This is a genomic window from Kitasatospora sp. NPDC036755 (genome assembly GCF_040636595.1).
Taxonomy (GTDB): Bacteria; Actinomycetota; Actinomycetes; order Streptomycetales; family Streptomycetaceae; genus Kitasatospora.
On record NZ_JBEZUT010000275.1, the window covers coordinates 1 to 11,829 of the forward strand.

The window sequence follows — 11,829 nt, forward strand, 5'->3', positions numbered from 1 at the left end:
GGCCGCCCGCTCCCGCTCGCCGTCCTGCGCGGCGGGGCCCCGGGTGAACGTGCTCGCCGTCCCGGTGGAGCCGCCCTCCGGCGACCGACGGGCCCCGGGTCGGCGGTTAGGGCCTGTCGTTCGGACAGAGTCGCGGAGCGGCCCTCGGCTACAGTGCGCTCATGAGAGTTCGCCGCATCATGCCCAATGTCGCGACCCGGGACATCGGGGAGAGCCGGAGCTTCTACAGCGATTTCCTGGGCATGGACGTGCGCATGGACGAGCCCGGCTTCTTGATGTTGGCCTCGCCGGACAATCCGACGGCGCAGATGACCGTGGTATCCCCTGCCGCGGACTCATGGGACCCTCACACGTCCCGATCGACACTGGCCGTCGAAGTCGAAGACGTCGATGCCGCGTACACCGAAGCCGAGCGCCGCGGGTACCAGGTGGTCTATCCCTTGACCACGGAACCCTGGGGGATCCGGCGCTTCTTCGTTCGAGCCCCCGACGGAAGCGTCGTCAACGTTCACAGTCACGTCCGAGAGTGACGATGTCGGGTTCCGGCCCCGCCGTGTGAGTGGTGGCGCCGGACCCGTTTCGTGGCGATGGGGGAATGTCCTGGCCGAGCACCGGGGCCGTCTGTTCCCGCGAGGTGGGCCCGGGACGAGGCCTACCGCCGCCGGCGGCCACCGGTAACACGCCGCATCACCCAGAGCGCCGGCCCGCCCTCCGGCAGCCTGACCTCCTCCAGCACCTCGAAGCCGAAGTGCCCGTAGACGGCCAGGTTCGACTCCTTGGAGGACTCCAGGTAGACCGGCAGCCCGGCCGCGTCGGCCTTGGCCAGGCCCGAGCGCAGCAGTGCGGCGCCCTGCCCCCGTCCCTGGGCGGCCGGGTCGGCGCCGATCACCGCGAGGTACCAGTGGGGCTCCTGCGGCGTGTTGGCGGCGGCCGCCTCGACGGAGCGCCGGAAGGACTCGGCCCGGTCGCCGAGCGGCTCGACGAGTGCCCGGAGCGTCTCCTCGTCCGGGACGGCCTTGTCCTGCGCGTGCGGCGGCACCCAGAAGGCGGCCGCGTCCGCCGTCCGCTCGCACACCCCGTGCCGGACGTACTGCCGGGTGAACAGTGTGGTGAAGTAGCCGTCCAGCCCCGCCGGCCGGGTGGCCGGGTCGGGAAAGAACCAGCACATCATCGGGTCGTCGGCGAAGGCCCGGGTCAGTAATCGACTGACGGACGACGTGTCATCGAGGGTCGCCGGCCGCGGCGCGTTGGTCATCTGCACACGGACATCCTGCGCGCCCTTATCTCCGGCCCGGCGGCGAGGGTGGGCGCGGGCGGAATTAATCGTTGGCACCCGTGCGACCGGCCCGGTTACGCTGGCGCCGTTCCGTTCCGTACCGATCGACCCGGGCCACCGCCCGACCGGAGAGGGTGTCTTGATGTCCCGGATCGCGCCGAGTGCGCCTCGCCACACCGCCTGACGACCAGGCCTGACGAACCGTCGAGGCCACTCGGCCTGCTCTTGCTGCCATCGCAGAACCCCCTCAGCAAGGAGCACCCCGGGTGTCCAGCACCTCCAGCACTCCCCCCACTCTGAAGACCTCCACCTTCGCCTGCGTCCGGTGCGGTCTGACCGTCTCCACCTACGCCGCCGACGGCACGCGGCGCAACCACTGCCCGTCCTGCCTGCAGTCACGGCACGTCCTCGACCACGTCGAGGGCGGTCCGAGCGACTGCCTGGGCCGGATGTCGCCGATCGCCATCGCGGTGCTGCGCACCGGGGACTGGACGGTCGTCCACCGGTGCGTGCGTTGCGACGAGCTGACGTCCACCCCGGTCTGCACGGACGACAACCAGCTCGTCCTGATGCGGATGGCCGTCCGGCCGCTCGCCCAACCGCCGTTCCCGCTCGAAGCGTTCGGGACGCTCTGAGCCGCGCGCGGACGAGGGAGCACCGAACGTGCCACGACACGGGAACACCGCCGGCGGGGGCCGGCGGAACCGCCGCCCGCAGCGGTACAAGGACGTCCTGCACGAGCAGGGCGGTCACCGGGCGAACGCCTTCCGCTGTGTGGACTGCCGGCTGGACGTCCCGCTGGACGCCCCCGGCACCGCCCACCGCAACCACTGCCCGAACTGCCTGGCCAGCCGTCATGTCGACGGCCGGACTCCGGGTGACCGGGCGGCCGGCTGCGGAGGCCGGATGGCCGCGCTGAGCCTGTCGGTCCGCGCCGACGGCGAGTGGATGATCATCCACCAGTGCCTGTCCTGCGGCGAGTTGAGCGCGAACCGGATCGCCGGGGACGACAACGCCCTGGCCCTGGTCCACCTCGCCCTCAGGCCCCTGCGGGACACCACCCTGGCCCACCGGGCCCTGCGCACGCTGTAGGCGTCCGCACCCCCGACCGGGCGCGCGGGTGGTCGCGGCGGGTCCGTCCCCGAGGGCGGGCCCGCTGTCCGAACCGACGACCACCACGCGCGCCCGGCCACCTGACTCCACCGGTTCGCCGGGGGCTCCGGATACCGGCCGGAGCCCCCGGCTCCCCGGCGCGGTCCGTCCGTACGGGCGAACCGTCCATGGGCAGGCGCCTCGACTCCTCGGGCCCTCAGTGCCTCGGCCCCTCAAGCGCCTCAGCGCCTCAGCGAAGGCTGTCGAGGCGCGGGCCGTCCGGCCACGGGTCGTCGAGGCGCAGCGGCGACACCCGTACCGTGCGGCGCGGCCATGCGTCGGGCAGGGCGCCCAGCAGGGCCGCCGCCGTGAACATCGCGTAGTGCCCGGCCTCCGGCCACGGGCCGGCCCAGCCGAGCCGGCCCTGGTGGTGCTCGGCGAAGGCGTTGCAGCAGAGCCAGGCGGCCAGGCCGATCAGCGGTGCGGCCGCCGGCCGGGAGCGGCGGCCGACCAGGCCGCACAGCACCAGGTAGCCGAGGTACGGCAGCGGGCCGGAGTGCTGTTCACCGAGCGCCCCGAGCCCGAAGGCCAGCACTCCCCCGGTGAGCAGCGCCACCGTGCCCGCGGCGCCGGCCGGGAGCCGTTCCAGCACGGGGTGGTAGCGGGTGCCGCCGGGCCGGGCCGCGTACATCCGCACCGCGGACTACCGCTTCGCCGCGAGGAGTTCGGGCACCGGGCCGGCCGACAGGTGCCAGCGGGCGCGACGGTGCGCCGATTCCAGCCGGTGCAGGTCGTGCAGCAGTTCGGGCACCGGGACGGTCAGCACCGGGCAGGTGGCCCGCCGGACGCAGCGGTCGGGCACCGCACGCCGCAGCCGGCGGCGCAGCGGGCCACCGCTGCGGCCGAGGACCAGCAGGTCGTCCGGCCGGTCGGCGATGTGCAGCAGGGCGGGGACGGTCTCGCCGCGGACGACCACCGGGTGCAGCGGCACGCCGGGGTCGGCGCCGCCGAAGGCCGCGTCGAGGGCGTCCCGCAGGCGTCGTTCGGCGGTCTCGCGGACGGCGGCGAGCAGCGGTGGGCAGGGCGAGCGCCGGTAGCCGAGTTCGCCGCCGGGCGGCTCCCAGGCGAGCACCGGCACCAGGGCGGCGCCGCGCTCGCGGGCCTCGGCGACGCCGCGGTGAAGTGCCGCGAGACTCCCCAGCGACCCGCTGACGCCGACCACCACCCGGGGTGCCGCGCCGTCCTCGTACCGCCCGTTGCCGTGCATGTTCCGTCCTCGTGTGGTCGCGTTCTCCGTCGTCCTCCACCCAACCGCCGCGGTGGGGTTGACCTGGCCCCCTTGACGGCTTCCTGATGCCCCGGGCGGTGTTCCGAACGCTCTCCATACGCGGCCCGCCGGGTGCCGCACCATCCCCTCCTCACCCGTTCGGCCTATTCAGCAGGCGAAGATCACCGCCGGATGGGTGGATGGAGGCGGCCCTCGACGATCCGGCCGAACGCCACGAACGTCCAGGAGCAGGCCCTTCGCGACCGGGTCGCCGGCGAGTGCGCGCCGCCACCGGTCCTCGCCGCCCTGGTCCAGGGCGGCGAGGAGGCCGCCGTCCGCGCTCACGCCGAGCAGCCGGCCGCCGTCGCCGCCCCGAATCCCGTGCTGGGCGCGGGTGGGCTGACCCCGCACTCCGAGCCCGACCCGTACCAGGCACTGGCGGAGAAGGTGTGCCGACGCCGCTACGGCATCTGAGAATCCCGCGCTCCGGCGAGCGGGACGGGCGGCACGCCTGTCAGCGTCCCGGTCAGCACTGGTTCAGTCCGGGTGCCGGGTCCTGGCCGGTGTACACGCTGGAGGCCGGGACGTTGCCCCAGGCGCCGTTGTCGAGCTGGGTCCAGTACCAGATGTTGTTGCCGCCCGGGTTCTGCTCACCGTACCCCCAGCACACGAACCAGTTGTAGTCGGTGTTCAATGTGCCCCGGACAATCGAACGGTAGCTGCGGTCCGCGTATCCCTTCGCACCGACCGAGTTGCCGCAGTGCAGCCGGCTGTCCGATTGGACACCGCAAGCGGCGGCGGACGCGGGGGAGCCCATCGCGGCCGTGCCTGCGGCCAACGCGGCGGTCATGGCCAGGACGGCGATCTTCCTGCGGACGTTCATGTGTACTCCTTTGCGGTTGACAGTGCTTGACGCTGGCGGTGCCCTGCGAGAGTAGGCCAACGATTCGGTCTCACTCTCGAATAGTGATCGAATGCCCATAGTTGGCAGATTCCGTTTTTTGATCGCCCTTTTGTCACTCGCATCAGGCGCATTCGGGATCGAACTTGACCGTTCATTTCTGTTTGCCCTCCCCCTGCGAAGACCCCATCACACGGGCCGTCCCATCCCGGGGCGGCCTGGTCCGGACGGACCCGGTTCCGGGCAGAGAGGGCGCCGTTCGGCCATTCCGTGTGATTCGGCGGACACGTTCAGTAGCGGGCTGTGAGTGCCCGGCCGGGCCCATACCCGCTACGCCGCCTTCGGCCTCGTGCGCGCCGGGCGGAAGGGCGGGCGCCACCGGCGGGCGGGTCCGGGGCGTGCGGGAGGCCGGTCACCGGACCTCCCGCACGCCCCGGACCCGTTTCATGACGTGGATGGTGCTATCGTCAGTAGCACCATGTTGCTGAAGCTGGACATCGGGGACACCCGACCACTGCACGAACAGGTCGCCGGCGCGATCAGACGAGCCGTCGCCGAGGGCGAGTGCGCCCCCGGGGACAAACTGCCCCCAGCCCGGGAGCTCTCCCTGGCCCTGGGGGTGAACACCAACACCGTCCTGCGCGGGCTGCGCACGCTGCGCGACGAGGGGGTGCTGGAGTTCCGCCGGGGCCGCGGCATCACGATCGCGACCGGAGCCGACATCCGGTCCGAACTGGTCGACCGGGTAAGGGCGTTGATCGAGGACGCGGCCCGGGCCGGCTACAGCAGGAACGATCTCGTGGACATGATCAGGGGGGTCTCGTGACGGACGAGGGGACGACCACGACGAAGGCGGCGGCGCGACCGGCGCACCGCGGCGGAGTCTGGGCCGGGGCGGCCTGGGCGGTCGGGGTACTGGCACTGCTGATCGCGCTGCCGCTCACGGCGCGCCACCGGCTGCCCGACCCGCTGGCCACCCACTGGGGCGGACGGGAGCCGAACGGCTCCATGTCGCTGACGGCCGCCACGCTCTTCCCGGCGGCGTTCTGGCTGGTCCTGGTGCTGGTCGCACTGGTGCTGCGGCGGTTCCGGACCGACCAGGCGCCCGGGGCGGCGGCGGCCACCCTGGCCGCCGGCGGGATGCTGCTGACTGGGGCGCAGGCCTCCATCGTGCACGCCAACCTGGACCGCGCCCGCTGGCAGGACGCCGCGCCGATGGGCGTCGAGGTGGTCCTGATCCTGCTGGCCACCGGCGTGGCCGGGCTGCTGGCCCTGCTGGCGAGCCGTCGCCACGGCGGACGGCCCGGGCCGCGCCCGGCGACCGGGACACCGGTGCTGGAGGTCCCGCCGGGCGAGCGGATCGTCTGGCTGTCCCAGGCCGCCAACCCGTGGCTGCAGCTGGCCTCTGCGGTGCTCGGGCTTGTCGCGGTGGCGGGGGCGCTGGCCGCCGTCAGCGGGGTGGTCACCGTGGGCGCGCCGCTGGTGCTGCTGCTCGCCGTACCGGCCCTCGCCATGCTCCTCTGCTCCTCGGTGCGGGTACGGGTGACCGACCGCGGCCTGACCGTCGGCTTCGGCCCGTTCGGCCGGCCCGCCCGCCGCTGGTCCCCCGCCGAGCTGGAGTCCGCCCGCGTCGAGCGGCGCACCGCCGGGCAGGCGGGCGGCTGGGGCTACCGGATCAACGGACTCGGCACCACCGTGATGCTGCGCGGGGGCGACTGCCTGGTGGTCCGCACCCGTCGGGGCGCCGACTTCGGGGTCAGCGTCGACGACGCCGAGCGCGGGGCCGCCCTGCTCAACGCGGTGATCGCGCGCGGCCGCCAGTCCGTCGGCTGAACCACCTTCCCGGCTGAACAGCCTTCCCGGCGGAGCCACCGGCGGCCCGGTCACCACGACCGGGCCGCCCTGCCGTTCTCCCGGCCGCTGCCACTCGCCGCACCGCCGCCCGGCCGCACCGCGTCACGGCTCGTCACGGCTCGTCACGACTCCCCGGCGCGCAGTTCGGTGGCGATCTGCCGCCGGCCCGCGACCAGCGTCTCCAGCACCACCCCGAGGCAGGCCACCAGCGCCAGGCCCGCCGTGGGCCACAGCACCGGCAGCACCGCCGGGTCCAGGGCCTGCCCGGCCTTGACGCCGACCAGGGTGGAGACGTCGAAGGCCGGCCCGAGCAGGAGGGCCGCCAGTGCCGCGACCAGTCCGCCGCCGAGGGCCGCCACCAGCGTCCGCGGCAGCGACTCGGCGACGATCAGCGCCAGGCCCTGCCGGGGCCGCAGCCCCATGGTGCGCAGCCGGGCGAGCACGGCCGCCCTGCCGGGCGCGGCCCGCAGCAGCGTCAGCAGGACGGCGAGCACGGCGAATCCGGCACTGGCGGGTGCCGCGTACCAGAACAGCCGCCCGGCGGCCTGCTGGAGCGGGTCGTCGGCGAGCTGTGCGGCGTACTCGCGGCTGCTGCCCACCCGGTAGGCGGGCGGTAGTCCGTGGCTGCCCCGGCCGGCCGCCTCGGCCTCCTCCGCGATCAGCTTGTCGAGGCCGGTCGGCTCGACCAGGCCCCGCTCCAGCAGGAGCGACCTGATCCGCTCGGGGTCGAGGCCGTCGCCGACGGCCAGCCACTCGTTCCACCGGCCGAGCTCCGGCAGGCGTTCCACCGCGGGGCCGCTGGGCACCACGACGAACGGCAGCTCCGGGGCCGGCACGGCCGGGGTCGCGGTGACGATCCCGGCGACGGTGGTGCGCAGTTCGCTCGCGGTGGACAGGTGGAGCGTCGGCGCGCCGGCGGCCAGGCGGGCGGCCAGGTCGCGGCTGAACAGCGCGGGTACCGGGGTGTCCGGGCCGCCGGGGGCGGCGGCGAGCTTCGCCGGGTCGAAGCCGCCGGCCCCGAGGGTGCGGGCGATCTCGGCGTAGGCGGTCGGCTCGGCGACCACCAGAGTCACCTTGGTGTAGTCGTTGGGGCCGGCGCCGACGAACCTGGCGTCCGGGTCCACCCGGACCGCGGTCGCGCTCCGGGCCTCCGGGAGTTCGCCCACGGCCTGGAGGAAGGGTGCCGTCAGGGTCGCGTAGCCCGGGACGGAGACGGCGACGTCACCGCCGGTCGCGATCCGCGCGGCGCGCAGCCGGCCGGCGTCCACCGAGTGCAGCAGGGTGGCGCCGAAGCCGGTCGCGGTGACGGCGATCAGCAGGGCGAGCAGCGGCAGGGCCGAGGGCCGGCGGCGGCCGGTGCCGTCCCGGGCGGCCCGGGCGAGGCCCAGGAAGCCGACCAGGCCCCGGCCCCGGCCGACCAGCGCGGCCAGCCGGCCGATCACCACCGGCTCGATCCTCGCCAGCAGCAGCCCGCCGGCGACGGCCAGCAGCAGCGGCGCTCCCACCAGCAGCGGGTCCACGCCCGGGCCGGTGTGGCCGACACCGCGCCGACGGACCTCGGCCACCGCCACGGCGGTGACGGCCAGCAGGGCGACTTCGCCGATCGCCCGGCGCCAGCGGCCGGCCGGCCGGGGCCGCGACCGGAGCAGGGCGGCGCGGGCCGGGAAGGCGAGCAGGGCGAGCAGGGTCGCGGCGAGGCCGGCCGTCACCGCGAGGCCCCAGCGCGGGGTGGGCAGCAGCACCAGGGCGAGCACCGCCCCGAGCGCGGCGGCGGGCAGCACCGTCACCGCGCCCTCCCCGAGCAGTCGCAGCAGCACTCCGCCGCGCGAGGCGCCGCGGGCCCGGAGCAGGTGGAGCTCGGCGGCGCGCCGGTCGGTGCCGAGCGCGGCGGCCAGGCACAGCACGACCACGGCGACGCCCGCGACACCGGCCGGGCCGATCGCGCTCAGCGCCATCGCGGCCCGGTAGCGCTCGGCCGCGCCGGTCAGGACCTCGGGCAGCGTGGAGACGGTCCGCAGGCCGACGCGTCCGGTCTCTGCGGCCAGGTCCACGGCGTTCGGCCCGGACAGGAAGGGCAGGAGGTCGGCGCGGGTCCGTTCGAGCCGGTCGGCGCGCAGCGGGGCGGGGTCGACGGACAGCCGCCAGAAGGCCTGGACGGACGGGCTCCAGGCGGTCAGCGCGCCCAGGCTGCCGCTGTCGACGAAGCCGGTGGCCCCCAGCCAGTTGCCGTGCTCGATGTCGATGTTCAGGCAGGGGCGGTCCGGGCAGCCGATGCCGGTCCAGAACGGGTCCAGCGGGTCGTCGACCCGGAAGAGGCCGGTCACCACGCTGGTGCGCCTGCTGTCGGGGCCGGTGCTGCCGTTGTCGACGACGTCGCCGACCTTCATGCCGATCGCCTCGGCGGCCGTGCTGCTCACCATCACCGGCATCGGCGCCCCGGGGGCGGCGGGGCCCGGGAGGCTGCCGTCGGTGAGGGTCACCCGGTCGGCGAGGCCGGCCAGGTGGACCAGGGAGAGCCGGGGCGGGGCGCTGTGGCTCACCCGGCGGTAGCCCGGGTTGTACATCTCGACGGGCCCGGTCACGGCGCCGTGCGCCATGACCGACGGGGACAGCGCCACCTTCGCGCCCACGCGCGCGACGAGCTGCCGGTCGAGGGCGTCGAGGTCGGCGGCGGTGTCGGTCGGCCGGGCCTTGTCGGAGAAGTGCAGGCTGGTCGCGTGGATGCCCTTGTGGCGCACGTAGTCCCGCAGCGCCGCGTCCGCGCCCCGGTCAGTGACGCGGGGGACGGCCACGGTCAGCAGGACGGTGACGAAGGCGAGCGCCGCCGTCAGCAGGGCGGCCGCCGGGTTCGCGCGCAGCCGGGTGCGGACCCAGCGCGCCGGGCGGTGGGCGGCGCCGGGGGCACCGGCCTTGGTGGTCATGGCTCCTCCACGGGCGCAGCGGGACGGCGGCCGCCGACCGGCCGCGGCTGGTCACATCGCGCGCACCGGCGCACGGATCACCGTTGCGGGGGATCGTCGGCTTCCGGTCGCCGGACAGCGGACGATGCTGTCAGATCCGATCGCCTATCGGAAGGGAATCGTACCGATCAATTCAGGCTCGGCCAGGCGTGCTTGGCCTGGTGGGAGCCGTACTCCCGCATTTCCGCCGGGGAGTTGAACCCGCCCCGCCCGTACGGCCGTGGTGAATGGTGACCAGAGGGTCTCCGGACGGTCAATGGGGGTGTAAACCGCTCAAATCGGTGGTGCTTCGAACGTCGATGCGGGTACACAAGCTGACGGTCGCTCAGGTGCGCGGCGGCGCCCGTCCGACGCCGCCCCGCCCGCCCCCGCGACCGCAGGACCAGCGGGCCCGCGGGCCCGTACGGAAGGCTAGGAGGCGCCCGTGGCTCACGACGCGCGCACACAGGACTCCCCCGCCGCCCGGCGGAGCATCCAGGACATTCGGACCATCGCGATCCTGCGCCTCGGCGTCGGCCTGATCGGCATCCTGCTGCCACCGGCCCTGCCGTTCGGCAACTGGTTGGCCGCCGTGGTGACAGGGCGCAGCACCGACGGCTTCTGGCCGGTCTCGATGAGCGCCTCGTACTACACCGACACCCGGAACCTCTTCGTCGGCGCACTGTGCGCACTCGGGGTGTTCCTGATCTGCTACCGCTTCGACCGCCGGGACGACCGCTGGAGCACGGCGGCCGGGTTCTTCGCCCTCGGGGTCGCGCTGTGCCCGACGTACTCCGGCCACGGGTCCGGCGTCCAGCGCGCCGTCGGGGTGCTCCACCTGGTCTTCGCCGGCCTGCTGTTCGTCATGCTGGCGCTGTTCTGCCTCTACTCCTTCCGCAACTCCCGCTCCACCCAGCCGGCCCGGGTGGGCACGGCCTACCTGGTGGCCGGGGTGGTCATCCTGGCCGCCCTGGCGCTCTCCGTCGTGGCCGGGGCGACGGGCGTCGGCTCCACCTGGTCGGTGCACCCGCTGTACCTCGGCGAGTGGGTGGCGACCTGGGCCTTCGGCATCGCCTGGACGGGCGCAGCGCTCGAACTCGCGACGCACGGCCGGGGCGGGACCGACACCGGCGCCGTCACACTCCCCCGGCAGCCCGGCGCCGCGCGGGAGCCCGGCCTCCCGGAGGCGCAGGCCTGATACATCGTCAATTCAACGTCAATGGGCACCCGTTACCATCCGCACCACGGCCCGCCGGTACGGCGGCCGGTGGCGGGTGCCCAGCGACGGGAGAGCGGACATGGCGAACGAGATCCGGACGAAGCACGGTCCGTACGAGGATCCCCGGGCGGTGGACCTGCGGACGGACGTTCCGCACGCGGCCCGGGTCTACGACTACCTCATCGGCGGCACGACCAACTTCGAGGCGGACCGGATCGCGGCACACGCCTCGGTGCGGGCCTGGCCGTCGCTGCCGGTCTCGATGCGCACCACCCGCGAGTTCATGCGTCGCTCGGTGCGCCGGCTCGCCGAGCAGTACGGCGTACGGCAGTTCCTGGACATCGGCACCGGCATCCCGACCTCGCCGAACCTGCACGAGATCGTCCAGGCGGTCGCGCCGGAGGCCCGGGTCGCGTACGTGGACAACGACCCGATCGTGCTGACCCACGCGCGGGCCCTGCTGGCCGGCACGCCCGAGGGCCGCACCTGCTACCTGGACGCCGACTTCCGCGACCCGGAGTCGATCATCGGCAACCCCCGGCTGCGCGAGGTGCTCGACCTCGCGCAGCCGGTGGCGCTGTCGCTGATCGCGATGGTCCACTTCGTGCCGGACGAGCAGGACCCCCAGGGCATCGTGCGCCGCCTCATGGACGCGCTGGCGCCCGGCAGCTTCCTCGCCCTGACCGTCTTCACCGGGGACACCGACCCGGTGGGCGTCGGCGGCGTCGGCCGCGAGTACAACGCGCGCGGCATCCCGCTCCAGATCCGCGACAGGGCGGAGACGGAGGCCTTCTTCACGGGCTACGAGCTGCTCGACCCGGGGGTCGCACTGGTTCACCGCTGGCGGCCGGAGGCCGGTGTGGCCCCCGTTCGGGACCGGGACATCGCGATGTACGCGGGCGTGGCGGTCAAGCGCTGAGCCCGGGGCGGCCCGGTCGGTCGGGCGCGGTCAGCCGGGCACGGAGACCAGGCCCGCCTCGTAGGCCAGGATGACCAGCTGCACCCGGTCCCGGGCGTCGAGCTTGGCCAGCAGCCTGGTCATGTAGGTCTTGACGGTCGCGACGCTGAGCACCAGTTCGGCGGCGATCTCGGTGTTGGACAGGCCCCGGCCGACCAGGGTGAGGATCTCCCGCTCGCGCCCGGTGATCGCCGCCAGCCGCCGCTCGGCAGCGGCAGTGGCGGCGGTGGTCACTTCTATGAGTTCGGGCTTCAATGTCGCGGCGAGGATCGTGATACCCACAGCCGACGTGGGCGAGCCTTGGGGCCTCTACGGCCCCAACG

Annotated in this window: 13 protein-coding genes and 1 pseudogene; 8 read left to right on the forward strand and 6 right to left on the reverse strand. The window is 74.3% G+C overall.

The genetic code is table 11. From position 1 onward, the window contains the following. The first annotated feature begins 161 nt into the window (after positions 1-161). Positions 162-530 carry a VOC family protein gene (locus AB0E96_RS30935; RefSeq protein WP_359829085.1) on the forward strand — a complete coding sequence of 123 codons (369 nt, stop codon included), beginning with the start codon at positions 162-164 and terminating at the stop codon, positions 528-530. A gap of 122 nt (positions 531-652) precedes the next feature. Here the strand turns inward: AB0E96_RS30935 and AB0E96_RS30940 are convergent, their stop codons facing one another. Next, positions 653-1,261, reverse strand: coding sequence for a GNAT family N-acetyltransferase (locus tag AB0E96_RS30940; RefSeq protein WP_359829086.1), 609 nt, complete (start codon positions 1,259-1,261; stop codon positions 653-655). Positions 1,262-1,542: 281 nt separating this feature from the next. Between AB0E96_RS30940 and AB0E96_RS30945 the strand changes: the two genes are divergently transcribed. Both AB0E96_RS30945 and AB0E96_RS30950 read left to right on the forward strand, forming a co-directional pair. Next, positions 1,543-1,911, forward strand: a complete 369-nt coding sequence (locus tag AB0E96_RS30945; protein ID WP_359829087.1) for an RNHCP domain-containing protein — start codon at positions 1,543-1,545, stop codon at positions 1,909-1,911. A 28-nt stretch (positions 1,912-1,939) separates the two neighbouring features. Then, positions 1,940-2,368 carry an RNHCP domain-containing protein gene (locus AB0E96_RS30950; protein WP_359829088.1) on the forward strand — a complete coding sequence of 143 codons (429 nt, stop codon included), beginning with the start codon at positions 1,940-1,942 and terminating at the stop codon, positions 2,366-2,368. A 250-nt stretch (positions 2,369-2,618) separates the two neighbouring features. On the opposite strand, the gene AB0E96_RS30955 is transcribed toward AB0E96_RS30950, so the two are convergent. Then, positions 2,619-3,065 (reverse strand): hypothetical protein, encoded by a 447-nt coding sequence (locus tag AB0E96_RS30955; protein WP_359829089.1) that lies wholly within the window; start codon positions 3,063-3,065, stop codon positions 2,619-2,621. A gap of 6 nt (positions 3,066-3,071) precedes the next feature. Continuing rightward, positions 3,072-3,635 carry a universal stress protein gene (locus tag AB0E96_RS30960; protein WP_359829090.1) on the reverse strand — a complete coding sequence of 188 codons (564 nt, stop codon included), beginning with the start codon at positions 3,633-3,635 and terminating at the stop codon, positions 3,072-3,074. Between the two features lie 192 nt (positions 3,636-3,827). Here AB0E96_RS30960 and AB0E96_RS30965 point away from each other — a divergent pair, with 192 nt between their 5' ends. Then, the gene (locus tag AB0E96_RS30965) at positions 3,828-4,109 is read left to right on the forward strand and encodes a hypothetical protein (RefSeq protein ID WP_359829091.1); all 282 of its coding nucleotides are present in this window, start codon (positions 3,828-3,830) and stop codon (positions 4,107-4,109) included. A gap of 52 nt (positions 4,110-4,161) precedes the next feature. On the opposite strand, the gene AB0E96_RS30970 is transcribed toward AB0E96_RS30965, so the two are convergent. After that, positions 4,162-4,518, reverse strand: coding sequence for a hypothetical protein (locus tag AB0E96_RS30970; RefSeq protein WP_359829092.1), 357 nt, complete (start codon positions 4,516-4,518; stop codon positions 4,162-4,164). 496 nt (positions 4,519-5,014) lie between these two features. Between AB0E96_RS30970 and AB0E96_RS30975 the strand changes: the two genes are divergently transcribed. After that, the gene (locus AB0E96_RS30975) at positions 5,015-5,362 is read left to right on the forward strand and encodes a GntR family transcriptional regulator (RefSeq protein ID WP_359829093.1); all 348 of its coding nucleotides are present in this window, start codon (positions 5,015-5,017) and stop codon (positions 5,360-5,362) included. After that, complete coding sequence (locus AB0E96_RS30980; RefSeq protein ID WP_359829094.1) at positions 5,359-6,369, forward strand: DUF1648 domain-containing protein; 1,011 nt, start codon at positions 5,359-5,361, stop codon at positions 6,367-6,369. Before AB0E96_RS30975 ends, AB0E96_RS30980 begins: the two co-directional genes overlap by 4 nt. A gap of 143 nt (positions 6,370-6,512) precedes the next feature. On the opposite strand, the gene AB0E96_RS30985 is transcribed toward AB0E96_RS30980, so the two are convergent. Beyond that, positions 6,513-9,311: a hypothetical protein gene (locus AB0E96_RS30985; protein ID WP_359829095.1), complete on the reverse strand. Its 2,799-nt coding sequence runs from the start codon at positions 9,309-9,311 to the stop codon at positions 6,513-6,515. A 463-nt stretch (positions 9,312-9,774) separates the two neighbouring features. On the opposite strand from AB0E96_RS30985, the gene AB0E96_RS30990 reads away from it, so the two are divergent. Then, on the forward strand, positions 9,775-10,527 hold the full coding sequence (locus AB0E96_RS30990; RefSeq protein ID WP_359829096.1) for a hypothetical protein: 753 nt from the start codon (positions 9,775-9,777) through the stop codon (positions 10,525-10,527). Between the two features lie 100 nt (positions 10,528-10,627). Then, on the forward strand, positions 10,628-11,467 hold the full coding sequence (locus AB0E96_RS30995) for an SAM-dependent methyltransferase (protein WP_359829097.1): 840 nt from the start codon (positions 10,628-10,630) through the stop codon (positions 11,465-11,467). Positions 11,468-11,497: 30 nt separating this feature from the next. On the opposite strand, the pseudogene AB0E96_RS31000 reads toward AB0E96_RS30995, so the two are convergent. Next, positions 11,498-11,710 (reverse strand): annotated as a pseudogene (locus AB0E96_RS31000) (LuxR C-terminal-related transcriptional regulator); the annotation flags it as partial. Between the last annotated feature and the right edge of the window lie 119 nt (positions 11,711-11,829).